The organism is Paenibacillus sp. LS-5, assembly GCF_056121505.1.
In genome coordinates, this window is record NZ_JBWAVA010000003.1 from 319,413 (window position 1) to 343,117 (window position 23,705).

The 23,705-nt window shown below is 51.6% G+C and carries 21 protein-coding genes and 1 pseudogene; 9 read left to right on the forward strand and 13 right to left on the reverse strand.

What is annotated here, in order from left to right; translation table 11 throughout:
- Positions 1–10: 10 nt before the first annotated feature.
- A complete protein-coding gene (locus tag AC0MA3_RS06980) occupies positions 11–985 on the reverse strand; it encodes a glycosyl hydrolase (RefSeq protein ID WP_474655638.1) in 975 nt (324 codons plus the stop codon).
- Between the two features lie 249 nt (positions 986–1,234).
- Here AC0MA3_RS06980 and AC0MA3_RS06985 point away from each other — a divergent pair, with 249 nt between their 5' ends.
- Positions 1,235–2,038, forward strand: a complete 804-nt coding sequence (locus AC0MA3_RS06985) for an AAC(3) family N-acetyltransferase (RefSeq protein WP_474655639.1) — start codon at positions 1,235–1,237, stop codon at positions 2,036–2,038.
- A 4-nt stretch (positions 2,039–2,042) separates the two neighbouring features.
- Here the strand turns inward: AC0MA3_RS06985 and AC0MA3_RS06990 are convergent, their stop codons facing one another.
- The gene (locus AC0MA3_RS06990; protein WP_379156442.1) at positions 2,043–2,591 is read right to left on the reverse strand and encodes a hypothetical protein; all 549 of its coding nucleotides are present in this window, start codon (positions 2,589–2,591) and stop codon (positions 2,043–2,045) included.
- 114 nt (positions 2,592–2,705) lie between these two features.
- On the opposite strand from AC0MA3_RS06990, the gene AC0MA3_RS06995 reads away from it, so the two are divergent.
- Positions 2,706–3,620: a phosphatidate cytidylyltransferase gene (locus AC0MA3_RS06995; protein WP_474655640.1), complete on the forward strand. Its 915-nt coding sequence runs from the start codon at positions 2,706–2,708 to the stop codon at positions 3,618–3,620.
- Between the two features lie 124 nt (positions 3,621–3,744).
- Here the strand turns inward: AC0MA3_RS06995 and AC0MA3_RS07000 are convergent, their stop codons facing one another.
- The 3 genes from AC0MA3_RS07000 to AC0MA3_RS07010 are packed head-to-tail and all read right to left on the reverse strand — an operon-like array spanning position 3,745 to position 7,350.
- Positions 3,745–5,910: a carbohydrate-binding domain-containing protein gene (locus tag AC0MA3_RS07000; RefSeq protein WP_474655641.1), complete on the reverse strand. Its 2,166-nt coding sequence runs from the start codon at positions 5,908–5,910 to the stop codon at positions 3,745–3,747.
- 20 nt (positions 5,911–5,930) lie between these two features.
- Positions 5,931–6,614: a DUF4956 domain-containing protein gene (locus tag AC0MA3_RS07005; RefSeq protein ID WP_379156433.1), complete on the reverse strand. Its 684-nt coding sequence runs from the start codon at positions 6,612–6,614 to the stop codon at positions 5,931–5,933.
- On the reverse strand, positions 6,607–7,350 hold the full coding sequence (locus AC0MA3_RS07010) for a VTC domain-containing protein (protein WP_474655642.1): 744 nt from the start codon (positions 7,348–7,350) through the stop codon (positions 6,607–6,609). Before AC0MA3_RS07010 ends, AC0MA3_RS07005 begins: the two co-directional genes overlap by 8 nt.
- Positions 7,351–7,620: 270 nt before the next feature.
- Here AC0MA3_RS07010 and AC0MA3_RS07015 point away from each other — a divergent pair, with 270 nt between their 5' ends.
- From AC0MA3_RS07015 to tlp, 5 genes are all read left to right on the forward strand, one after another.
- On the forward strand, positions 7,621–8,298 hold the full coding sequence (locus AC0MA3_RS07015) for a response regulator transcription factor (protein ID WP_474655643.1): 678 nt from the start codon (positions 7,621–7,623) through the stop codon (positions 8,296–8,298).
- A complete protein-coding gene (locus AC0MA3_RS07020) occupies positions 8,298–9,566 on the forward strand; it encodes a sensor histidine kinase (RefSeq protein WP_379156422.1) in 1,269 nt (422 codons plus the stop codon). Before AC0MA3_RS07015 ends, AC0MA3_RS07020 begins: the two co-directional genes overlap by 1 nt.
- A 386-nt stretch (positions 9,567–9,952) precedes the next feature.
- Entirely contained in the window at positions 9,953–11,185 is a 1,233-nt protein-coding gene (locus tag AC0MA3_RS07025; protein WP_474655644.1) for an MFS transporter, read from the forward strand.
- Between the two features lie 37 nt (positions 11,186–11,222).
- Positions 11,223–15,458 carry a sulfite reductase subunit alpha gene (locus AC0MA3_RS07030; protein ID WP_474655645.1) on the forward strand — a complete coding sequence of 1,412 codons (4,236 nt, stop codon included), beginning with the start codon at positions 11,223–11,225 and terminating at the stop codon, positions 15,456–15,458.
- Positions 15,459–15,567: 109 nt separating this feature from the next.
- On the forward strand, positions 15,568–15,792 hold the full coding sequence (tlp, locus tag AC0MA3_RS07035; protein ID WP_379156412.1) for a small acid-soluble spore protein Tlp: 225 nt from the start codon (positions 15,568–15,570) through the stop codon (positions 15,790–15,792).
- Between the two features lie 84 nt (positions 15,793–15,876).
- Here tlp and AC0MA3_RS07040 read toward each other — a convergent pair whose 3' ends face one another.
- Together AC0MA3_RS07040 and AC0MA3_RS07045 are read right to left on the reverse strand one after the other, a co-directional pair.
- Positions 15,877–16,908, reverse strand: coding sequence for a zinc-binding alcohol dehydrogenase family protein (locus AC0MA3_RS07040; RefSeq protein ID WP_474655646.1), 1,032 nt, complete (start codon positions 16,906–16,908; stop codon positions 15,877–15,879).
- A 335-nt stretch (positions 16,909–17,243) separates the two neighbouring features.
- The gene (locus tag AC0MA3_RS07045) at positions 17,244–17,630 is read right to left on the reverse strand and encodes a MerR family transcriptional regulator (RefSeq protein WP_474655647.1); all 387 of its coding nucleotides are present in this window, start codon (positions 17,628–17,630) and stop codon (positions 17,244–17,246) included.
- Between the two features lie 101 nt (positions 17,631–17,731).
- On the opposite strand from AC0MA3_RS07045, the gene AC0MA3_RS07050 reads away from it, so the two are divergent.
- Entirely contained in the window at positions 17,732–18,631 is a 900-nt protein-coding gene (locus AC0MA3_RS07050) for an SDR family oxidoreductase (RefSeq protein ID WP_474655648.1), read from the forward strand.
- 147 nt (positions 18,632–18,778) lie between these two features.
- On the opposite strand, the gene AC0MA3_RS07055 is transcribed toward AC0MA3_RS07050, so the two are convergent.
- From AC0MA3_RS07055 to AC0MA3_RS07070, 4 genes and pseudogenes are all read right to left on the reverse strand, one after another.
- Positions 18,779–19,525 (reverse strand): nucleotidyltransferase family protein, encoded by a 747-nt coding sequence (locus tag AC0MA3_RS07055; protein WP_474655649.1) that lies wholly within the window; start codon positions 19,523–19,525, stop codon positions 18,779–18,781.
- 112 nt (positions 19,526–19,637) lie between these two features.
- A complete protein-coding gene (locus AC0MA3_RS07060) occupies positions 19,638–20,009 on the reverse strand; it encodes a RidA family protein (protein WP_474655650.1) in 372 nt (123 codons plus the stop codon).
- A gap of 102 nt (positions 20,010–20,111) precedes the next feature.
- On the reverse strand, positions 20,112–20,264 hold the full coding sequence (locus AC0MA3_RS07065; protein WP_474655651.1) for a hypothetical protein: 153 nt from the start codon (positions 20,262–20,264) through the stop codon (positions 20,112–20,114).
- 18 nt (positions 20,265–20,282) lie between these two features.
- Positions 20,283–20,471, reverse strand: a pseudogene (locus AC0MA3_RS07070) (MerR family transcriptional regulator); the annotation flags it as partial.
- Positions 20,472–20,571: 100 nt separating this feature from the next.
- On the opposite strand from AC0MA3_RS07070, the gene AC0MA3_RS07075 reads away from it, so the two are divergent.
- Positions 20,572–21,282, forward strand: a complete 711-nt coding sequence (locus AC0MA3_RS07075; RefSeq protein ID WP_379156394.1) for an SDR family NAD(P)-dependent oxidoreductase — start codon at positions 20,572–20,574, stop codon at positions 21,280–21,282.
- 92 nt (positions 21,283–21,374) lie between these two features.
- Here AC0MA3_RS07075 and AC0MA3_RS07080 read toward each other — a convergent pair whose 3' ends face one another.
- Positions 21,375–22,787 carry an alanine/glycine:cation symporter family protein gene (locus AC0MA3_RS07080; RefSeq protein ID WP_474655652.1) on the reverse strand — a complete coding sequence of 471 codons (1,413 nt, stop codon included), beginning with the start codon at positions 22,785–22,787 and terminating at the stop codon, positions 21,375–21,377.
- 170 nt (positions 22,788–22,957) lie between these two features.
- Positions 22,958–23,668, reverse strand: coding sequence for a DUF421 domain-containing protein (locus AC0MA3_RS07085; RefSeq protein WP_474655653.1), 711 nt, complete (start codon positions 23,666–23,668; stop codon positions 22,958–22,960).
- Between the last annotated feature and the right edge of the window lie 37 nt (positions 23,669–23,705).

Here is a 23,705-nt window from a genome sequence, read left to right on the forward strand (position 1 = left end):
TACCATTCTCTTAGTACAGCTGTGGTAGCTTGTCCAGGGTGATCGCGTATTCATGGTGATACGCCCGGTACAGCTCCGCCTTTGTATTCCATTCCTCAGATGCACCGTATTCATTCGACCACGTCATATACCAAGTCCACGGAATTCTGGTCTCGGACAGCTGGGACAGACTCGGGATCACGCCTATTTCTCCAAGTGCCGTGATCTTGGGGGACGGCGTGATCCGGACAAGCTCCTCATATTCCGGACGCTGATCCGTGTGCTCATGCTTAGGCGGGTATAGGTCTCTGGAGATCACATCGGCTACATCATCACCCGGATAACCTTCTGCGAGCGGCGAATTCCACACCCAGATCAGATTGTTCAACTGATGAATACGGGTGTATCTGTCATACATAATCCGGTACAGCTTCGCCGCAACCTCAGGCCCCTTGGCTCCCCACCAGAACCACGTACCTTCAGACTCATGGAACGGACGCCACAAGATCGGGATTTGTTTGTCACAAAAGTCCTTTAAAATACCCGCCATCACATCCATGTCTGATATAAGCGCTTCGTATTCTTCCGTCCCCTCGATAACAGCCTTCGAGGCGTCAAAGGTAGTATTCTCGGCATAAAAACCTTTGGCCCAGCTGCCAAAGGGTGAGAACCAGTGCCACGTAAATGTGACCAATCCTTTGCGGTTCAATGCCCATTCCCATGCATTATCGAGTGTATTCTTGTTCTCCTCCACTTCCAGCATACATTCCGGCGTGGTGTTCTCCACATTGATGTTAGGAGAATACGCCAGCAGCTCAAAGCCGCAAAGGGCAGGCAGCTTGCCGGTCACCTCTTCAATATAACGAAGCTCCTTTTGCACAGTGGTCTGGGTATGCTGTCCTGTAAGAATTCCTTTGCCGGAAATATCGCTGAGATACTTCAAGACTGCCCGGACCTCTTTCGAGGCATTGGGATTGCAGGGGGTGTAGTCCTTTATCGTAGTCATTGCAGGTGATTTCTCCTTTATTTTGTTATTTTATTGTTATTTCATTGTTATGAATTCATCATAATTTTAATCTGCATCCGCTTACAGGTCAATGCATTAAGATCGCTCATTTGCTATTGCTGCCAAAGAAACTGACTGGTATAGTATGGGATATATAACCAAAGGGCACTGTTTCCCTGGATAGGCCAGAGACAACCCCGCTGCTTTTGCAGCGGGGTTGTTTATTTTAGATGAAGGGCGGAGGTTCATGTGACAACCCACAAGGATACACGGGTCATATTAACGAAAGAAGATTTAATCACCCAATTCAGGAACTGCGGACTCACCAAAGGACAACATATCTTCGTGCATACTTCGTTAAGCCAACTAGGTTATGTTGTAGGCGGGCCCGAAACCTTCATCCGCTCGCTGCTTGAGATTGTGGGTAAAGAGGGGACCCTGATGATGCCTTCCCAGACCTGGAAGAATCTCGATCCAGAAACAGGCGTCCACTGGGACGCACCCGCCGAAGGGTGGCCCCTGATCCGGGAACACTGGCCAGCGTATAACAAAGAGATAACACCAGCTATAGGTATGGGCACTGTGGCTGAAATGTTCCGCAAATGGCCGGGGGCTGTGAGGTCCGATCATCCGGCCCGCTCCGTCGCCGCAGTAGGCAAGTACGCGGAATATCTCACGCAGGACCATGACTTAAGCAATATTTTCGGCTCAGGCTCTCCGCTCGATAAATTGTATCAGTTACATGGTTATGTACTCTTGGCAGGAGTCGGTTATGATAAAAACACCTCTTTGCATCTGGCAGAAACCCGGGCAGACTTCCCCTCCAAGAAGTGGGTACACGAGAGCAGTGCAATCATGGTGGAAGGCCAGCGCAAATGGGTCACCTACAAGACTCTGGCGGTGGATGACAACGATTTTGTCCGGTTAGGAGAAGCATACGACCAAGAAATGAATATACAGATTCACAAAGTCGGGCAGGCTGATATCCGGTTCCTGGAACAGCGTCCTCTAGTCGATTGGGCTACTGCATGGATGGAGAAGAACAGGCTGTAAATACTCAATTGCCATCCTCCGCGACATACTCGCTCAGCTTTCCTTGATAGATCAGCTTCAGCCGGTCGCTCTGCCGGAAATCATCCGGGGTAACGAGCGCGGGCAGCTTGTTCCACAGCTTGATGCCGGAACGCTCTAGAATCTCTGCAACAAACTGCGAACAGAAATAGGAGTTGCTGAATTCAACGGGCTCCTTGAGGGCGATACCAATGACACCCAGCATGTTATAGAGGTATTTCTGGCGGCTGCGGATAAAGATGTGCAGAACCCGCCGCATTTTCTCAACCTCTCGTCCGGATACCTGCAGCTCGTAGATTACACAGGTGGTGTTCGGATACTTGCTGAACGTGCCTGTCCGCAGGTCTTCATGCACAAAACCGCCGTTCAGGGGGTTGCTTGGATTCTTCCGCCCGAAGCTGTACAGCTCCGTAAGTTCCCGGTTGAAGGAAATAGAGGCGTGATTGTATGGCGCTTTGGTATAACCTTGAATAAGCTTAGTGAACAGTGTGCCTGTATTCGTAAGCAGGATAAAGACCGAATGATCAGCTTCCATGTGCAGTACGTCCCCTTATCGAGTTCCAAAATATTACATGCAACTTGTACTTTTTTATATATTAACATATGATTCCTTTGTTGGAATCCTATCCTGCGACAAGTTGGTGATGGCTTGAACAGCTCGCTTTTTACATTTGTGCTTATCTTTACAGCTCTATGCGTTATTCATTTGCTCTACATATTGGTAAGCAGGCTGCAGAAGGACAAGGATTACACGGGGATTGGCTTCCGCATCAAAACCTGGTGGGGCATGCTTTTCATCTTTTGCCTGGCCACTTTAATTAATCCTGTCGTGTCCCTTCTGTCTCTGATGGCGCTTGCTTTCTTTGCCCTGAAAGAATATTTCTCTATGATCCGTACCCGAAAAGCAGACCGCCGGCTGTTCCTGTGGGCTTACTTGTCCATTCCGCTGCAGTTCTACTGGATCTACATAGAGTGGTATGGCATGTTCATCGTCTTCATCCCGGTATATGTCTTCCTGCTCCTGCCGCTGCCCCGTCTTATCAACAAAGGTACACTTGGATTCCTGCGTAGCGTTAGCGCCACCCAGTGGGGGCTGATGCTCATGGTGTTCGGTCTCAGCCACCTGGCCTACTTCCAATTTGCCACACCGAATTATGGCGCAGGGCTGGTGCTGTTCCTGGTAGTGCTCACGCAACTGAATGATGCCGTACATTATCTGGCTTCAATCTATTTCGGCAAGCGTAAGGTCGTTCCGACCGCCAACCCGAATCTGACCTGGGAAGGCTTCGCCTGCGCATTCGTGGCCACGACAGGGGTCTCCTACCTGATCTACCCTTACTTCACACCACTGACCCCGATCTTCGGGCTGTTCTCCGGCGTGCTGATCAGTCTGGCCGGTTTCTTCGGTAGCTTAACAGTATCCGTGCTGAAGCGCGATTTGCTCATCGGCGATGATGACAAATTTGCAGCCCTGCAGAAAAGCTACCTCAGCCGTGTGGACAGCCTGGCCTACACTTCACCGGTGTTCTTTCATGTAATCCGTTACTTTTTTGATTTCATGTAGAGGCAAAGGGCGATGTGTACCGGAGTTCTGCCGGAGTATAGCACACAGGCCTGTACCCAATAACAAGAAAAGCGGCCCTTCTCCATCCACCGGAGAAGGGCCGCTTATTGGTATTAGCTGTTATTTAATTTGTAGCTTCACTCGGAGCGTCTGGCGGGGTGCCGCCTTGAGGTGGAGTACCTCCATTGCCGCGGTCAGGTCTGGAGCCGCCGCCTCCACCGCCGAATCCACCGCCTCCGCCAGGGCCACGGCCTGTGTTAGCCGTTGTGACGCCTGATTCGTTAAGCCAGGTTACGCTGCTGGAGATGTCGAACGCTACGACCTGGGTACCTCCGCTATACTCTCCATCTGTGTACAATCCGTCCACTGCAGTACCTGTCGAGGTGCCACCTGTGGAGAGGGTATACGAACCGCCTTGCTTCAGGTCCGGAGAGCTGACCACGACGGAGCGGAAACTCTTGGAGGGTGCAAAGGTCAGGATGGTGTTGCCATCACTGTCCTGCAGATGAACCAGTGTGCCTGCCTGCTGATCTGCCGTGAAGCTCATGCTGACCGAGTACTGGCTGGAATCCTCTCCCGGCGCCTGGGCCATACCGGCACTGCCTGCAGCGACCAGGAAGCCGCCGGTCATGTCGAAGGTTCCGTTATAATCCAGCGGGCCGTTGCCGTCATTAGTAGGGCCATTTACAATGGCGGTTCCGCCTGTCATCTTAACAGAACCATTGGAGTCCAGGCCGTCACCGGTGGCGTCAACGGTTATCGTCCCGCCGCTGATGGTAAGCATGTTGCTGCCTGTGCTGGTGAACTCATCCTGCTGCGCGGTCCCCTGTGCAGCATTATCGTCATTACCTCCAGATACGTTCACCCCGTCATCAGAAGCGACTACGTGGATATCTCCGCCGGCTACCGTAATATTTGCGCCTTCAATGCCTTCATAGCTCTTCATGATATCAATGGTTCCGCCAGACAAGGAGGTCAGGCTGTTAGCATGAATACCATCATCTCCTGCAGTAAGCTTGAATTCACCGTCCGTGATGGATACATTGCCATTGCTGTGCAGCGCATCATCTGCAGAGTTAATCGTGAAGCTGCCGCCATTCACGGTAAGGTCTCCGCCGGATTTCAACCCTTTGGCGCTTGTAGATTCCGTATTAGCCGTTGTGGTTGCCACTGCTGTAGTCACTGACGCAGTAGTTACGGTTACGGCATCTGTCGCTGCTGCAGCTGTAGTCTTCGCCGGAGTAGCATCGGTTGTAGCTGCTGAGGTTCCGTCTACTGCGCCCTGATCGCCGAAGGCGCCTTTGCCGCCGCCCATCCCCATACCGCCCGGACCTTGCTCAGTCTTCACTTCAGCGTTCTCATATCCTCCATTCGTTACAATGTTGAACGTTCCGCTATCGATAACCTCCGCCGTCTCCGACTGAATGCCGTCATTACTTGCCGTAATATCGAAGGTTCCGGCTGCAATCGCCACGAAACCTTTGGCTGTATCCTCGTCATTAGTGGATTTGATGCCGTCGCCTTCTGCCTTAATAGTAACATTACCATCCTTTACCGCTACCAGGTCCTTGCCCACGATTCCGTCATCTGCTGCCGTAATATTCAGGGTGCCGCTCACAATTTTCAGGTCATCTTTGCTGGAAATACCGTCCTTGTAGCTGCCGTTAACCGTCAATTCACCAGATCCGTTAATGGTCAGATCGGCTTTGCTGAAAATGGCTGCGCTTGGTTCATCCGCGGTCTCGTCAGCGAACACATAGGTCGCCCCGTCCGAGATGCTGTTCTCCGTACCTTCCTGTAGGGTAATCACAACTTTGCCCGCTTCCTTAATGTAGATAGGAGCACTGTCGCTATCCTTCAGGTCCACACCGTTCAGCACCAGCCGGACAGTTCCTTTGGCCTGCTCGTCTACAACAATCTGTCCGTCACCTAGTGACCCGGCGAGAATATAGGTTCCCGCTTCGGTGATCGTTACCGATCCATCCTTGGCTGTAGCGCCAGCACCTTCGATCTGTGCTGTCGTCCCTGCGAGGGTAATACCGGTTGAAGCCTCTGCCGTCCAGGCTGTAGTGGTATCATCTTCGTCATACTCTACCAGATCTGTTGTCTTGACGTTTGCCAGAGCTACAGCAGCAGTGGTTCCACTCTGTGCACTGGTGGTAACGGCTGTGCCGGCCGCCGCGCTGTTCGTGGCATTGGTCGCTGTTCCTGAATTCGTACTGCATGCCGTCATAAGTGCGGCACTCAGCAGCACCATTCCTATCTTGCTTCCTGTTATGAAATTCTTCATAGTTATCATCCTTTCAATTCCTAATATTCCGTAGTGGTAGGACTCATGGTGAGCGACAGATCTAGATTGCCGTTCCGGGTACGGACCGCATCCAGAAGCTCTTTCTGGCTCGTATGCTCATCAATCGTAACGTCGTAGACCAGCTCGTATAAGCTGCCTAGCTCGGTAGTTCTAATCTTTTTCAGGTCATAACGGACATTGAACTTATCGAACACTTCGGCAAAAGCCTCTTCATATCCCAGGTTCTCGGGAATGGTCACCTTCAGCGTCTTCTGCTGCGACTTTCTTGCGCCGAAGCCCGTGCGGTTCAGGATGAACATCAGCACGCAGAGAATGAGAGTGAACAATATCGCGTAGCCGAAGGAACCGACCCCGCAAGCCAGACCCGAGGCCATGGTGAACAGAACAAAGGTGATGTCCTTCGGATCGCCAGGCGCACTGCGGAAGCGGATAATCGAGAAGGCTCCGGCAAGGCTGAAGGCGCGGGCTACGTTACTGCCGATCAGCAGAATGATGATCGCCACAATCACCGGCAGCAGGACCATCGTCAGCGTGAAGCTTTGCGAATATCCCCCCGGATTGGTCTTCATATAGGTGAAGCTGATCAGTCCGCCGAGTACAATGGCTATGAAAATGGTTAAAATGGCCTCCGTGAAGGTTAATTCAGTACTCGTTAATGCAGCGGAGAAAATAGAGTCAAGCATATAAGGCACTCTCCCTTTCGATTTTGCTGTCTTTCAGCATTTTTTTATATTCATTGCCGTATTTGGAGAAGCTGGTGCGGTACATCTGGTGCTCCGAGAGCAGGTTAGCCAGCCAGACCGGAATCGTCTTCTCTGCCTTCACTTCCATCAGCCACTGACCTTGCGGCATCAGGAACTCGCCATGTGTACCATGCTCCAGCTTCAGATCATAGCGGCGGCTGCGGATGCCCGTGTCGAAAGTGATGCGGAGATCCCGGTTATTCTTGCAGAAAAGTGCTTTGCGGTCATAGGACAGATACACCTTGGGCATCAGATCGTACCGGGTTAACATGTACTTGATTTCCTCGATGACCTGCTTGTTCATGTAATCTTTGTACTCCGGCTCCACGCCTGTGGCGACGAAATCGTAGGCTTCCTGAAGCTTAAGCGAGGTTCTTCTTTTGTTGACCAGGCCGAACACCTTTTTCTTAATTTCCAGGTATACCCTGGTATCCTGATTCGGAATGCCGTAGGCTCTTAACCGGAGCTTTTCCTTGTATTTCGGCTTCGCCAGGCTGCTGCGGATCAGAGTATCATGGGCGGTGTCAAAATAGAGATTCGTAATGGAGTAAAATTCATGCTGCTTGTTATAATCGTCCGGCTCCATATATTCCAGCAGATCATGGTAGAGTCTCAGGTAAGCGGCATGATCGAGCAGATATTTGTTCTCGTACCGGTTGAATACCTCAATCGCCATAGGGGTCAGATCCTTTCGTAGTGGAGTGCTGCATGTGCGTCCCGCTTTCTTATGAATGTATCTTAGTCCCGGAACCTTTAATGAATCTTAAATGACTTTACAGTCTTCTGATCTTTTTACACTCTGTTTATAAATAGACCGCCCGGATTAGATTTCTTCATATATAGGCGTTCATCGTATACTGAAATCCGGTTAAGGTTGGTTAAAGGTACTCTTGCTATAATGACTTAAGTAATCAGCAAACTTTCAATGCAGAGGATGGGCATACCCATGAGAATATTAATAGCGGAAGACGAAGTGCATCTGGCGGAAGCCTTGACTCAAATATTGAAGAAACAGAACTATTCAGTGGACGCGGTACACGATGGAAGATCGGGACTCGACTATGCACAGAGCGGGATCTATGACCTGCTGCTGCTGGATATTATGATGCCGGAAATGGATGGAATCACCGTGCTGAAGAAGCTCCGCAGCAAGGGTATTTCTACGCCAGTGATCATGCTGACTGCCAAAGGAGAGATTACCGATATGGTGACGGGGCTGGATTACGGGGCCGATGATTATATCGCCAAGCCCTTCTCGTCGGAGGAGCTGATGGCCAGAATCCGGGCGGCGCTGCGGCGCAAAGGCGAGGTCATCCCGGATGATGCCCTGAAGCTGGGGGATATCGAGCTGAATACGGCGAACCTGCGCCTCTCTGTGAAGGGCAAGGAGATCAAGCTGAATCTGAAGGAGAATGAGCTGCTGGAGCTGCTGATCCTAAGGAAGCAGGCGGTAACCTCGAAGGAGCAGATCATCGAGAAGCTGTGGGGCTTCGACTCTGAGGCCGAGCATAACAATGTGGAGGTATATATTTCTTTTCTGCGGAAAAAGCTGACCTTCCTGAACTCAGAGGTACGCATTAATACTATTCGAAACGTCGGTTATGTATTAGAGGTGACCAATTGATGTTCGCCAAACTCAGAAACCGGTTCCTGATCGTCAACTTGACCACCATCTCCGTGATGATGCTGATTGCCTTCGCCTCGATCTATGTAATCACGTACCGGAATGTACAGAACGATATTAATATGGATCTGCACCGGATTGCGGACTACCAGCAGAAAGGTCCCGGCAATGAAGGCCGCTCAGGGTTTGGCGAAGGTGGCATGATACCCAAAAACGACGGGCCTATGGACGACGGCACCCAGCCGCCGGAGCGCTCAATTTCCTTCACAGTGAAGACTGATGCGGAAGGAACCCTGATCAGCAAGGAATCCAAATTCACGATGGATGATGAATTCTATACCGCTGCGCTGCAGAAGGCCCTCAGCATGAACAAGGACATCGGTCGCTTCACCCTGGATGACAGCCGGTGGATCTTTACAGTCAAGCATACGGGGGAGGGCTCAACATTCGTCTTCCTGGACATCACGGCCCAGCAAAAAATCCTCACCAATCTGATCTATACCTTCACTGCCGTTGGCCTGCTGATGCTCATTATCCTCTACTTCACCAGCCGTTTCTTCGCTAACCGCTCGATTGCACCGGTCCGGGAAGCTTTTGACAAGCAGAAGCAGTTCATCGCCGATGCCTCCCATGAGCTCAAGACACCGCTGACAATTATCAATACCAATGCCGATGTGCTGCTGTCCAACAGTGACGATACAATCCGCAATCAGGCGAAGTGGCTGCAATATATCAAATCGGAGACAGAACGGATGACCCGGCTGACCAATGACCTGCTATACCTGACAGAGATGGATGATTCCCGGACAAGGATGATCTACAACAGGTTCAATATGAGCGAAGCGGTAGAGAATATCATTTTGACCATGGAAGCCGTAATTTTCGAGAAACACATCTCTTTCGACTATGACATCGAACCGGACCTGACCGTACAGGGCAACAGCGAACAGCTTATGCAGGTGGTCATGATTCTTCTCGACAACGCCGTGAAATACACGAATCCCAAGGGCTCGGTAGCAGTCACGCTAAAAAAACAGAATACCGATGTGCTGCTGTCCGTCTCGAACACCGGGGAAGGCATTGCCGCCGAACATTTGACCCGCATCTTCGACCGCTTCTACCGTACGGATGCCTCCAGAGCACGCAAGCAAGGAGGATATGGTCTCGGCCTCGCCATCGCCAAGTCCATTGTGGATCAGCATAAGGGGAGAATCTACGCGAAGAGTGTGGTGGGAGAGTCTACAGTGTTCTATGTGCAGCTCTCGTAAAAAACCATTCCAAGTCACCTGTTTATGTTAGATTATATAACACAAAATCAATAAATCGCTTTCAAAAAGTATAGTTATTAGTATTTTAAAATTTATATGTTATTATTATTGACATTTGTAGTGTGACTTATTATATTGACAATATAAGATTTCAACGACACAGCATTGTGTCAACGAAGGAACAACGGTTTCTCCCCACAATGCTGTGGCCGGATGGCTTGTTGTACCAGTATTCTTACCACAACTTATAAAGTCAGTCACGATGACGTGGCTGCAATTGGCAACGGGGCCGATTAACACAATCCGCGAGTTCTGCGGGTTCTGTCAGTCGGCCCTTTTTTGTCGATTCACTTACTTGGGGTTTCACTAAAAGGAGGATGTGAACTATGGAAGCAAAGGGTTTTCGCAAGGCGGGGCATGCCCCGAGTTTGTTCTCAGCTTTTTTGTACTTTGATGTAAGCTTTATGATCTGGGTGCTCTGTGGTGCTCTGTCGCTCTACATTACCAAGGACTTCGGACTATCGGATACCCAAAAAGCGGCCATGGTCGCCATCCCCATCCTCGGCGGATCGATCTTCCGGATTCCGATGGGCATCCTGGCTGACCGCATCGGCAGTAAAAAAGCAGGCCTGCTCGGGATGTTCCTCACCATTATTCCTCTTCTGTGGGGCTGGCTAGGCGGAACCAGCCTGCTGCAGATTCATATGATCGGATTCCTGCTCGGTTTTGCAGGTGCAAGCTTTGCCGTATCACTCTCCCTTGCAAGCCGCTGGTACCCTCCGCAATATCAGGGGCTGGCGATGGGTATTGCCGGCGCAGGGAACAGCGGAACCGCACTGGCTACCTTTTTCGGACCCCAGATCGCCCAGGCTTACGGATGGCACAGTGTGTTCGGGATCGCGCTGATTCCTCTGGTAATCGTTATGATTGTCTTTGCTATATTGGCTAAAGATGCCCCGAATGCCCCTGCGCCCAAACCGCTCAAGAATTACCTTAGCGTCTTCAAGCATGCAGATACCTGGTGGTTCTCCATGTTCTACGCGATTACCTTCGGCGGGTTTGTCGGATTTGCTAACTATGCGAGTATTTTCTTCTACGATGTATACGGCGACGGCGTACATGCTGGCGGACTGACCAAAATCCAGGTAGGCTACCTGGTCACCATCACAGTCATTGCGGGCAGCTTCTTCCGGCCTTTAGGCGGCTGGATCGCGGACCGGATTGGCGGCATGCGGCTGCTCCTTGTTTTGTACAGCGTCATTTCGGTATGTGCCTTTGCCATTGCGTCTATGCCAAGTTCCTTCCTGGTGATGCTGCTCTATACCAGCGTAATGATGGCCTGCCTCGGGATGGGGAACGGCTCGGTCTTTCAGATCATCCCGCAGCGTTTCTCCAGTGAGATCGGTGTCATTACAGGAATTGTCGGTGCTGCCGGAGGTCTTGGCGGATATTTGCTGCCAACCTATGTCCTGGGCCCGCTGAAGCAGTCCACAGGCTCGCAGGTTACCGGATTTCTGGTGGTCGGCTCTATCGTGCTCCTTACCACCCTTATCTTTTACGCTGTAACCAGATCCTGGAGAAAATCCTGGGCGAAGGCGGAATCCGGGGTTAATTTCTAAGCAGCTTGTACAGAAACCTTCGAGGCGGTGAACTCACATGACAACTGGCAAAGTTAAAAGCGTCTGTCCATACTGCGGGGTTGGCTGCGGGATCGTACTCGAAGTATCGGATAACCGAGTGGTCAAAATCACCGGAGATAAGGAGCATCCGGCCAACTTCGGCCGGTTATGCACCAAAGGTAGCACGGCCGCAGCTGCGCTCACGGAATCCGGCCGGATGGAATATGCATACAGCCGCCCGTCCCGGGGAGCCGAACCTATGAAAATGGAGATCAATGCTGCTATCCGCGACACCGCGCAGCGGCTGCGCAGCATTCTGGAGGAACACGGTCCGGATGCCCTCTCCGTCTATGTATCCGGCCAAATGTCGCTGGAGGCCCAGTACCTGATTAACAAGCTGGCCAAAGGCTTCATCCGGACGCCGAATATCGAGTCCAATTCACGTCTGTGTATGGCAGGTGCCGGCAACGGCTATAAGCTCTCCCTGGGAGCGGATGGGCCTCCGGGGTCTTATCAGGATATGGATCAAACGGATTTGTTCTTTGTGATTGGGGCCAACATGGCCGATTGCCATCCGATTCTGTTCCTGCGGATGATGGACCGGGTGAAGAGCGGCGCCAAGCTGATTGTCGTGGATCCCCGGCGGACGGCTACTGCGGAGAAGGCAGATCTGTTCATGCAGATCAAACCCGGAACGGATCTTGCCCTGCTGAACGGACTGCTGCATCTTCTTGTGAAAAACGGCCATACAGACCCGGCCTTTATCGCCCGGTTCACTTCGGGTTTTGAGAGTATGGAGGCATTCCTGGAGGACTATCCGCCGGAAAAAGTCTCCGAAATCACCGGGATCCCGGAAGCGGATATCCGCCAGGCGGCCGAATGGATCGGCGAGGCTCCGGAGTGGATGTCCTGCTGGACCATGGGTCTCAACCAGAGCATTCACGGCACCTGGCATACGAATGCTATATGCAACCTTCATCTGGCTACAGGAGCCATCTGCCGTCCTGGCAGCGGCCCCTTCTCCCTCACCGGACAGCCCAATGCCATGGGCGGCCGGGAGATGGGCTACATGGGGCCCGGCTTGCCCGGGCAGCGCTCTCTGCTGTCACAAGCCGACCGCAGCTTCATAGAGAACCTATGGGAGATTCCACAGGGGATGCTTCGAACCGATGCCAGCGGCGGCACCATCTCCATGTTCGAAAGCATGATCGCCGGCCAGATCAAGGCCTGCTGGATTATCTGCACCAATCCGGTGGCTACCGTTCCCAACCGCAAGAAGGTCATCGCCGCCCTGGAGGCGGCGGAGCTGGTCATTACCCAGGACAGCTTCCTGGATACCGAGACTAACCGGTACGCGGACATCCTGCTGCCCGGGGCCTTATGGGCCGAGGGTGAAGGCGTGATGATCAACTCAGAGCGCAATCTGACTCTGATGCAGCAAGCTGTCCAGCCGCCCGGAGAGGCCATGCCGGACTGGCAGCTTATCGCCAGGGTCGCCGCTGAAATGGGCTATGCTGAAGCTTTCTCCTACTCTTCTTCTGAAGAGGTTTACGCAGAAATTCAGCAAGCCTGGAATCCGAAGACAGGATACGACCTGCGCGGGGCCACCTATGCACGGTTGCGGGAAACGCCCGTGCAATGGCCTAGTGCTCCAGATCAGCCGAACGACCGGAATCCGATCCGGTATTTGAACCGTCCAGGCGGTACTGCAGTAAGTGAGCTATCAGATAACAGCTCTCCGGATATCGTGTTCGCGACAGAAAGCGGGAAAGCTGTTTTCTGGGCACGTCCGTATATGCCCCCTGCCGAGATGCCGGACAGCGAGTATCCCTTTGTCCTGAATTCCGGCCGCTTGCAGCACCAATGGCATACGCTCACGAAGACAGGCAAAGTTCCTAAGCTCAACAAATTGAACCCGGGTCCCTTTGTAGAAATCCACCCGGAAGATGCTGCGGTGCTGGGAATTAAAGACCGGGAGCCGGTAGAGCTCCGTTCCCGGCGGGGCCTGGCCATTCTCCCGGCGGTCCTTTCCGACCGTGTGCGCCCCGGCAACTGCTTCGCCCCTTTTCACTGGAATGATGTCTTTGGTTCCCAGCTGGCTGTCAATGACGTCACCAATGATGCCGTCGATCCCCTTTCCTTACAGCCTGAGTTGAAATTTTGTTCTGTGTCGCTAGTCAAGGCTGTGGGGCAGCCTGCAGGGAAACCGCATGCGCCGGCGATGGACAGCAATCCGGCTTCATCCGTAGTCAGCGCTGAGACTGCCCGCCCGAAGGAGGCCGTAACTATGAAGCAGCTCGACACGCTTGCGGGCATGTTTGGCATTGAAGCCCGGACTGCAGTTACTCTGGATAGCCATGAACAGGCTTATCTATCCGGCTTCATCACTAGCCTGCGCACCGATGCCGGGCAATCCGCCGCGGGGATTCCGGTCCTGCCGCCCACTGCGCCGTTTGAGCAGAAGACCCGTTACTTTGTAGACGGTCTTCTGGCGGGGATGTTCTCCCGAACTTCGGTTCCCGGTGCGGATGCTTACTCCAGGCATGAACCTTTTTCAGACCAAGTATCTTCAGAGACTCCCCCGTTCCCGGGCAGCACTATAACAACCAAACTTCCGGTGACCATCCTCTGGGCCTCGCAGACCGGGAATGCCGAAGGTGCGGCCATTGACTGCGCTAGGAAGCTACAGCAAGCCGGTTATGATATACGGCTCGTCAATATGAATCAATACTCCGTAAGCGAACTGTCTAAGAACCGGTTTGCCCTGTTCATCGCCAGCACCTTTGGAGCCGGAGATCCTCCGGACAATGGAGAAAGCTTCTTCCAATCCCTCAAGGCAGAGAATGCCCCGCAGCTTCAGGATCTCCATTATGCCGTGCTCGCTTTCGGGGACTCCAATTACGATCTCTTTTGCGGCTTCGGGCAGAATCTGGATACCCGTCTCACGGAGCTTGGTGCGCAGCGGCTGCTTGACTGTGCCCATTGCGATACAGACTTCCAAGAGCAGGTGGATGCATGGACGAATGATATCTCAACACTGCTGAGCGGATATACAGGTAGCCTTGGGTCTAGTGTTCCAACCGCAGCAAGCGTGAATTCATCCGATCCGGTCACCGTATCCGTCCCGGTTGCCCCAAGCCCGGAACTACTTGGATATCACCGGAACCACCCGGTACCTTCACGGCTACTGTTCAAGCAGACTCTGAACAAGGCCGGATCCCAAAAAGAAACCCGCCACTACGCCTTCGATCTTACGCCATCCGGGGTACAGTTCGAAGCAGGCGATGCTCTGGGGGTATGGCCAGCCAATTGTCCTGATCTGGTCCGCGATCTGCTTCATACGCTGGGCATTGAACCTGCTACTCCTGTACTGGTGAAAGGCAAGGGAGAACTGACGGTGACCGAAGCCCTGCTCCGTCATTTTGAGATTGCGCGGGTCACTCCGGATATGCTCCGGTTCATCCGGGACCGCGCCCGGGATGCCCGGTTAAGCAAGCTGCTCGACAGTGAGAACCCAGCGGATCTCAAGCAATGGCTGTGGGGCCGTCAACTTATCGATGTGCTGCAGGAATTTCCGTTTTCTCTCAGCGCACAGGAACTTTTGGAACAGCTCAAGCCTTTGCAGCCGCGCCTGTATTCGATTTCTTCCAGCCCGAGGGCCAATGCGAACGAGGTTCATATTACAGTGTCCACCGTCCGCTACGAGAACAAAGGCAATGTCCGTAAGGGTGTATGCTCTACATTTCTTGCGGACCTCGCTACAGAGGATACGGTCATTCCCATTTTCATTCAAAAGAATGCCCATTTCCGTCCACCAGCCAATCAGGATACACCGATGATTATGGTCGGCCCAGGTACAGGTATTGCTCCGTTCCGGGGCTTCCTGCAAGAGCGCAAAGCGTCCGGGGCCAAGGGCAAGAATTGGCTAATCTTCGGGGAACAGCGGGAAGAGAGTGACTTCTACTTCCGCGACGAGCTTGAAGTTCTCCAGAAGGAAGGCTTGCTGCACCGGCTGGATACCGCCTTTTCACGCGATCAGGCTGACAAAATCTATGTGCAGCACCGTATCCTTGAGCATGGAGCCGAACTCTGGACCTGGCTTCAGGAAGGCGCTCACTTCTATGTATGCGGAGATGCCCAGCAGATGGCTAAGGAAGTAGATACCGCGCTGAAGACAGTGATTCAGCAGCACGGCGGGATGACTGCAGATGAGGCGAATGATTACGTACAAGAAATGTCATTAAGCAAGCGGTATGCACGGGATGTCTATTAAGCAGACTAATAATCTTTTCGAAGCACAACGATGCATAAAATTGTCCGGCAACGATCAACCTACAGGTTAGCGTCCTTGCGGCGCGCTAATCACAGGAGGCGATCTACGAATGGCAAAGCCGGATAACCGGTCAGACAATGTTGAGCATTTACAGCAGAGCATTCAGCACACCATGCAGAACCTGCATGAAGCTGAAGACTACTTAAACGAATTTTCTTCTGAGATCAGCAGCAAAGAACGTGAACAGATCGAAGCCAAGAACGAACGCCGTAAAGAAAGCATTAAAGGCTTCCGCGAGGAAGTTAAGGACGAAGCTGCGCATTCCGAAGAGTAGTTATAGTTAACGGCACTTCAAGCAAAACGGCGGGTCACCCGGATTATTCCGGGCGGAACCGCCGTTTTGCTTGGGGTAATGTTTCTAAAATCCCTCCAAAACCACTTTGCCAACCGTTCTCCCCGTTTCCAGCATGGCATGTGCTTTGCGCAGATTCTCCGCATTGATCGGTGTGAGCGTCTCACTGGTCGTCGTCCGAATCACGCCTTCGTCGACGAGACGTGCCACCTCATTCAACAGCTTGTGCTGCTCAATCATGTCCGGTGTCTGGTAGGTGGAACGGGTGAACATCAATTCCCAGGCAAACGTAACGCTTTTATTCTTAAGCAAGGTCAAATTTAGTAATTCATCTGTCTCCACGATCGAGCATATCTTACCTTGTGGCGCGATTGCCTCTGCCATGTTCGCCCAGTGCTTCTCGGTGCTGTTCAAGCAGAGTATATAATCCACCTGGTCAAATCCTACAGCCTTCAATTGCGGCACGAACGCCTCGAAATGGTTGATGATATGGTCCGCCCCAAGCCCCTTCGCCCAGTTCACGGATTCCGGCCGGGATGCGGTGCCAATGACCGTCAGACCAGAGTGCTTCGCCAGTTGTATGGCAACCGATCCAACGCCACCCGCTGCTCCGATAATCAAAAGCGTCTTACCTGTATTGTCTTCCTTGTTCCGGGAGACAGCCAGCCGGTCGTACAAGCTTTCCCAGGCGGTGATTGAGGTTAACGGCAAAGCCGCAGCCTGCGCAAAGTCCAGCGTCGACGGTTTCTTGCCAACAATCCGTTCATCCACCAGATGATACTCGCTGTTCCCACCGGGACGTACAATGCTACCGGCATAGTACACTTCGTCACCAGGACGGAACAAGGTGGATTCCGGACCCACCTGTTCAACCACCCCCGCAACATCCCAGCCCAGCACCTTCGGTACGCTCTCCTCACGGTTTTTGGGTGAACGGACTTTATAGTCTACAGGATTCACGGAGACCGCTTGTACCCTCACCAGCAGATCCCGGCCTGCCGGGCTCGGCTTGTCCAATTCCACGTCGATCAGGCTCTCCGGATTCTCAATGGGCAAATATTTATACAGGCCTACGGCTTTCATGGTTTCCTTAGTCATTATCATTCTCTCCTTTGAATGGGGTTACGTTCTAATGCTTACCCTGGCAGTTTAATGTATACACAACATTTCCGGAAGTACGCACATTATTGTGATCTAGTATCAAAACGTATACTGTATGTTCCTGACTGGGATATCTATTTTATGAAATCTAAAAAAGCAGATAGAGTTATAGCATGTCGCTGTAATCTGATATAATTTCTAATCTAGCCCATACGCTTGCACTTGGTGACAGCGACGCTGGAATTACCCGTTCTAGATACAAAAAAAAAGAAAAACCCGAAGGTGGGTTTTCTTGAAACTTCATATGCAGGGGCCTGTAACCCTTGTCTCCATTATCTGTCCAGTTCCAGCTGCGCGGACTCTAGTCTTCTGAAAAAATCGATTTTTTGATCGACTTTTCCTAACCTCAGATCCAGTTCCTTCCTTTGCTCGATAACAGTCTCGCGATAACTTTCTATAAATTCTCTTCTTGCCGTTATGGTTGAGACCCCGCCCTTGTTCATGGCCATTACCTTCTGAATCTCCCGTACAGGCATTCCCATTGCCCGAAAATAATGTAAAGCATTAAACCATACAATATCAGCTTGGGAATACAGGCGATATCCATTACCATCCCGTTCTATCCCGCCAATTAATCCGATTTGTTCATAATACCGCAGGGTGTGGACGCTTAATCCCGTAATTTCAGCAACTTGCTTGCTCGAAAATTTATTCTCCATACTTTTATTGTAGCATGCGTTTTAGCCCTATTGCTATCGAGTGCACTCTATACTTTATCATTTCAATTGCAAGTATTATTTTCATTTAGGAGGAATGCTCTATGCGTGTTTTTGTGACCGGAGCAACGGGTTTTATCGGTTCTGCAGTCGTCCCTGAACTCATCGCCGCAGGGCATCAGGTCGTCGGACTCGCCCGGACCGACAAAGCTGCCACGGCATTATTGGCGGCTGGTGCGGAAGTGCATCACGGCGGACTGGACGACCTTGAGAGTCTTCGCAGCGGCGCCGCCACAGCAGACGGCGTTATTCATCTTGCTTTTAAGCACGACTTCTCGGATTACGCCGGAGCTATCGCCTCCGATCTCCGCGCCGTCGAGACCATCGGAGCAGCCCTTGAAGGCTCCGGCAAGCCGCTTGTCATCACCTCGGGAACATTGATCCTCTCCATGCTGCTCCCGCCAGGCCAGACCGGAACAGAAGAAGCTGCAGCCCGGGCCGAATTGCCCCGGGGCGGTTCCGAGTGCTTGGCTATGGCACTGGCTGAGCGCGGAGTCCGGACTTCAGTAGTCCGTCTCTCGCCATCTGTACATGGAGAGGGTGATAAGGGCTTCGTCCATGCACTGATTGCTATTGCCCGTGACAAGGGGGTCTCTGCCTACATCGGCGACGGAGCGAATCGCTGGCCAGCAGTGCATCGGCTGGATGCGGCGCGGCTCTTCCGGCTCGCGCTGGAAGATGCCCCGGCAGGATCACGCCTGCACGGGGCCGGTGAGGAAGGGGTGCCCTTCCGTGACATCGCCGGCGTCATCGGCCGCCACCTGAACTTGCCCGTGGTCAGTATCCCGCGCGAAGAGGCAGACGCTCACTTTGGATTTCTCGGCGCCCTTGCCGGGCGCGATAATCCAACATCGAGCTTACTTACCCGAGAACGCCTGAACTGGCGGCCGGAACATCCAGGACTGATCACCGATCTTGAGAAAGGCCACTATTTCAGCAATTGAATAACTTTCCGCTTACTTAAACAGAGATTTGGATACAACAGCGGCAGTCTGGGAGCTATCTTTCGCCTCCTGGACTGCCGCTGTTTCTGCTATTAAGACTCATCAGACCCTTTAATTCCAACCCTTTTCTCTCCGCGCACCTGCCGTCTAGGCTTCACCTTTACTCAGCCTATCCCGCATCTCGGTATACGCTTCCGGGGTGCCGACATCATCAATCGTGCCCTCCGTATAGTAGGCCCGCATCTCCTGGCGGGAGTGCAGCCACTCGGGAAAATAACTCGGCGCATCCGGGTTGCCCCCTTCGGCGAGATAATGGGCGAATAGCGGCAGCGTGGAACGCTTATAGAGATAGAGGGCAAAGACACCAATGTTCGTACGGGGTGATTGCGGCTTTTCTTCCAAAGAAAGAACCCGCCCCTCCGCATCCAGCTCAGCAACGCCAACACTGCGAAGCTCCTGGATATCGTCCACCGTCCGGACCAGAATACAGTCTTTGTCTACCTGATGAAAATAATTCAGATAGCCCTCGAGGCCAAATCCGAGCACATTGTCACCCGCCAGAACCAGCAGGTCCTCTGACAAATGTTCCCGTTCGATGACATACTGGATATCGCCAACCGCTCCTAACCGTCCTTCGGGTGAAGAAGTGCCGTCATTCAGAATACGAATCGGCTTCGTCCCCCTATACTTGAGATGCCACTGCTCAAAAGCACGGAAGAAGCGATCATTCGTTACAACCAGAATCTCCGTGACTTCCTCCAGAACCTCCAGACGATCAATCAACAAATCCAGAATCGTCCGGCTTCCCTGAACCGGCAGCAGCGGCTTCGGCGTATCTTTCGTTAACGGATAGAGACGGGTCGCATACCCCGCAGCCAAGATCAATGCTATCATCCCTGTTCGCTCCCCTGTCCTAGAAATGTCCCTCTACTATATACCACCGGAGACGTCCAGCCAAGCTATCTGCTGCTGCATTTCACCTTTACGAATGGATATCTGTTCAGCACTATGCGCGCGAGCGATACGCCACACCATCCATCTGCACCTTGAGCCCATCCGGCCCGCCGACATGCGCGAATTCTGTGGAGATCGTCTTCCGGGCAGGGTACTTTCCTTGGAATCTGCGCTTGAACACCTGCTCCATCACCGGAATATCCCACACATCCCGCAGCAAAATATCAACCTTCACGACGTCCGCAAGCGTCAGCCCCACCCGCTGCAGCCGGCCACTCATATCATTCAGCGCGCCTTCCACCTGCTCCTCCACGGTTCCCCCCACATTGCCTACACAGAAGCTGAGAAATACAAAATCCCCCGCCTCCACCACTCCAGAATACGCATATTCCTCATTCACATCATGTCTAACGATCTCTCCCATACCTATGCTCGTCTCCTTATCATTTCAAGATACGTTCATTATAGGAGGGGAAACCGGACAGCTGTGTGTCGTGGTTTTGGGGGATTTACCTCTCAACAGTTGCTAATAATTCTCTCCCCGATAATACCGCTCCAGCTTATGCTCCAGATGAACGAGCTGAGCTTTTTTCTGTTCAATTTCGTCCAATAGAGCTTGCTTCTGCTCCTCAATGAGCCTGGTTCTCTCCGGCAGGGTAGAGATTCCAACTTTGACCATGTCGTGGTACTTCTTGATCTCCTCTATACTCATTCCCGTTTCGCGCAGACATTTCAGAAAGATCAGCCAGCCAATCTCGTCGTCGGTATACAGGCGATTGTTTTGCTCGTTGCGGACTACTGGCTCGAGAAGCCCTTTTCGTTCATAAAAGCGAATTGCCCCAATATTTATCCCTACTTTTTTGGCAACTTGTCCAATCGTAAAAATTGTTGCTCACATCCTCACTTTTAGTGTTGACCTACACTAAGTGTAGCATAGTAAGCTACGAATTATTAATAGAACCTCACTCACAGAAAGAAGGATGAAGATGACAAAAACAGCGTTTGTAACAGGTGCCAATAAAGGGATTGGCTTGGAAGTCGCAAGACAGCTTGGTGTAGCGGGCTGGAAGGTATTGCTTGGGGCACGCAGTCTCGAACGGGGGAAATCCGCAGCTGCTGAATTAACCAGTCAAGGGCTGGACGTGGAGTTCTTGCCCATTGATATGACGAATCTGGACAGCATTGAGCAAGCAGCCGTTACCATTCGCAACAACTATTCTGATGTGACGCTTATCATTAACAATGCCGGCATGCCGGGGGCATTCTCCAGTTCATTCAGCGATACCCGGGAGGAGCATTTGCGGAACGCTTTTGAGGTGAATTTCTTCGGAACCTTCCGCTTGAATCAACTTCTTTTCCCTCTAATAAAAGAAAATGAAGGAACGATTGTGAATGTCTCTACCGATATGGCGTCCCTTCATTTCATGCAGAATTCGGAGTACGCGCTGAATGCATTTGACTACAATTCCTCTAAAACTGCAAACAATGCGATGACTGTAGCCATGGCCCTAGAGCTCAAAAACAGCAAAGCCCAGGTATTTGCAGTAACCCCCGGCTTCACGAAGACGGATCTGAATGGGAATGCCGAAGGCGGGAAATCCAAAGAGGCCGGGGCGGCCATTATTGTCGGCTATGCCACGGATGGCAAGCGTCATAACGGAGAGTTTTTGGATGCGAATGGGGTTTATGCGTGGTAATGCTGGTAATGTGCGTGCTGTAACCTACTCGGCTATTAAGGCCCACAATCAACAAAAAAGGCTCCGTTATCGGAGCCTTAGGCCTTAACAATCTATAACTCTTCCCTAGCTGAAGCGTTCTCCCAACATTCAATATGATCCAGACCTTGAATACTATCTTTTACAAAAACCGGGTCTTTTCCGGCCTGTTTCTGCCGCTTGTAATCCTGAAGGGCTGCAAAGGCTATTTTGGATAAAAGAAGGATGGCGATCAAGTTAACTACCACCATGAGCCCCATAAATAAGTCAGCCAAATCCCATACCAGCTGAACCTTGGCAACCGAACCGAATAGAATCATCGCAAGCACACTGTATCTGTAGAATATGACTACTGATTTCTTTGAGTTTAAGAACTCTATATTGGTTTCTCCGTAATAATAATTCCCAATTAAAGTACTGAACGCAAACAGGAACACCATGACAGCCAGAGAACCAGACGCCCAAGAACCGATATGCTCGCTTAGTGCAGCCTGGGTAAGCTTGATGCCATCCAGCCCAGGCTGCTTATATGCATCGGATAGCAAAATAATTAAGGCGGTACTCGAACAAATCAACAACGTGTCTGTAAGCACACCGAATGCTTGCATAAGCCCTTGTTTTACAGGATGACTTGTCGTTGCCGTTGCTGCAGCATTCGGCGCACTTCCCATTCCCGCTTCGTTCGAGAACAAACCGCGCTTCACCCCCTGCAGAATCACCGCCCCAAGAGACCCTCCTACGACTTGCTCAAATCCGAACGCACCCTTCACAATAAGCGCCAGAACCTCCGGCATTTTGGTAATGTTAATCAGCACAATGCATAAGGCAACGGCGATATAAATTACAGCCATGAAGACTACAATATATTCGGACAATTTGGCAATACGTTTGATACCGCCAAAGATAATACTGGCAAACGCAACAGCCATGAGGAGGCCAACCATCAGACGATTGGTTCCGAATGAATTTTCAAAAGCAACGGTAATCGTGTTGGACTGAACCGCATTAAAGACGAGGCCGAAAGACAACGTGATCAGCACGGCAAATAATGATCCCATCCAGCGTTTCTTCAAGCCTTGTTCCATATAATAAGCAGGACCACCGCGAAATCCTGTTTGATCCCTCACTTTATACACCTGCGCTAAGGTACTCTCAATAAAGCTGGATGCGGAACCAATAAGTGCAATTACCCACATCCAGAAGACCGCACCCGGCCCGCCCAAAGCAATGGCAATCGCAATTCCTGTAATATTGCCTGTCCCCACCCTGGCTGCCATGCTGATACAGAATGCCTGGAATGATGAGATGCTGTTGTTAGACTTCGCATTCGACTCTCTTAGCACAACAAACATTTCTTTGAACATGCCAAATTGTACAAATCTCGATCGAATGGTGAAATACAAACCACAACCGATCAGAAGAACAATCAGAAGCTTAGACCAAAGAAAATCGTTTGTTAGACCGATACCCTCTAATACTTGTTGCATGTAAATCCGCCTCTCATCCTTTTATGCCGACACCTCTGCTGCTTATCCCTCTCTGACCATAGTATTTTCAAATATAGCAGGCCTAATTTCAAAAGCCAATAAAAAAGTTATGTAACATCCTTCCATATGAGCACACTCTGTACACAAGCTGATGGCTTATCTGAAGGAGATTATTCCTGATCCAGCGGATTCTGCACTCCATCTTCGTAGAAATCGAACACAAGCTGCTGCTGCGTGCCTTTTACCGCATAGAACACATCTGCCAGCGTCTTACCCAGTTGCTTCTTCTCAAGCTCCGTCTCCAGCCACTCGCGGGTCAGACCGTTTCGCTTCAGATTATCCTCCACCACTACCCCATCCATAATCAGCTCCACAGGAAAAGCCTGCGGATATAGCGCCATCCCCAGGTCCTGCTTAGTTACGGACTGGTAGACTTCCTTTTTCAGAACAGATACCTGTCCATTGTCCTCAAGCACTGCATATTCGACCTCTTCGAGATTAAAAATCTCCTTCTCTCTTAGTGCCTGAACCAGCGAATCCAGCGTATAGTGGATCTTGCGCATGTTGGCCTCCATGATCTTTCCGTCCTCGATCAGGACCGTGGGAGAACCGGAGATCCAGCTGCGCAGGCGGCGGCTTTTGAGGGAAATGAAGGAGAGCAGGAACGAGATCGCCGTGATCACAACAATCGACAGGACCAGATATGTTGACTTCAGACTGACATTGAACGCGAGATTCGCCGCCAGGGAGCCAAGTGTAATGCTGATCACGAAATCGTTGGACGTCATATTGGAAAGGGTCTGCTTGCCCAGAATTCGGGGAATGAGCAGCAGCAATCCCACCGATAGAACCGTCCGCATCAGAATCTCTATATAGTTCATTATTCAAGCCTCCTACCCCCATTATTTCCAAAGGGCA

Coding starts and splice junctions, on each gene's coding strand:
- AC0MA3_RS07015 (WP_474655643.1), top strand. CDS start 7,621: ATGAGAATATTAATAGCGGAAGACGAAGTGCATCTGGCGGAAGCCTTG.
- AC0MA3_RS07060 (WP_474655650.1), bottom strand. CDS start 20,009: ATGGGAGAGATCGTTAGACATGATGTGAATGAGGAATATGCGTATTCT.
- AC0MA3_RS07010 (WP_474655642.1), bottom strand. CDS start 7,350: ATGGCGATTGAGGTATTCAACCGGTACGAGAACAAATATCTGCTCGAT.
- AC0MA3_RS07025 (WP_474655644.1), top strand. CDS start 9,953: ATGGAAGCAAAGGGTTTTCGCAAGGCGGGGCATGCCCCGAGTTTGTTC.
- AC0MA3_RS07020 (WP_379156422.1), top strand. CDS start 8,298: ATGTTCGCCAAACTCAGAAACCGGTTCCTGATCGTCAACTTGACCACC.
- AC0MA3_RS07000 (WP_474655641.1), bottom strand. CDS start 5,910: ATGAAGAATTTCATAACAGGAAGCAAGATAGGAATGGTGCTGCTGAGT.
- AC0MA3_RS07005 (WP_379156433.1), bottom strand. CDS start 6,614: ATGCTTGACTCTATTTTCTCCGCTGCATTAACGAGTACTGAATTAACC.
- AC0MA3_RS07045 (WP_474655647.1), bottom strand. CDS start 17,630: ATGGAGAATAAATTTTCGAGCAAGCAAGTTGCTGAAATTACGGGATTA.
- AC0MA3_RS07065 (WP_474655651.1), bottom strand. CDS start 20,264: ATGGTCAAAGTTGGAATCTCTACCCTGCCGGAGAGAACCAGGCTCATT.
- AC0MA3_RS07085 (WP_474655653.1), bottom strand. CDS start 23,668: ATGAACTATATAGAGATTCTGATGCGGACGGTTCTATCGGTGGGATTG.
- AC0MA3_RS07050 (WP_474655648.1), top strand. CDS start 17,732: ATGCGTGTTTTTGTGACCGGAGCAACGGGTTTTATCGGTTCTGCAGTC.
- AC0MA3_RS07055 (WP_474655649.1), bottom strand. CDS start 19,525: ATGATAGCATTGATCTTGGCTGCGGGGTATGCGACCCGTCTCTATCCG.
- AC0MA3_RS07080 (WP_474655652.1), bottom strand. CDS start 22,787: ATGCAACAAGTATTAGAGGGTATCGGTCTAACAAACGATTTTCTTTGG.
- AC0MA3_RS07040 (WP_474655646.1), bottom strand. CDS start 16,908: ATGACTAAGGAAACCATGAAAGCCGTAGGCCTGTATAAATATTTGCCC.
- AC0MA3_RS06990 (WP_379156442.1), bottom strand. CDS start 2,591: ATGGAAGCTGATCATTCGGTCTTTATCCTGCTTACGAATACAGGCACA.
- AC0MA3_RS06980 (WP_474655638.1), bottom strand. CDS start 985: ATGACTACGATAAAGGACTACACCCCCTGCAATCCCAATGCCTCGAAA.
- AC0MA3_RS07075 (WP_379156394.1), top strand. CDS start 20,572: ATGACAAAAACAGCGTTTGTAACAGGTGCCAATAAAGGGATTGGCTTG.
- tlp (WP_379156412.1), top strand. CDS start 15,568: ATGGCAAAGCCGGATAACCGGTCAGACAATGTTGAGCATTTACAGCAG.
- AC0MA3_RS07030 (WP_474655645.1), top strand. CDS start 11,223: ATGACAACTGGCAAAGTTAAAAGCGTCTGTCCATACTGCGGGGTTGGC.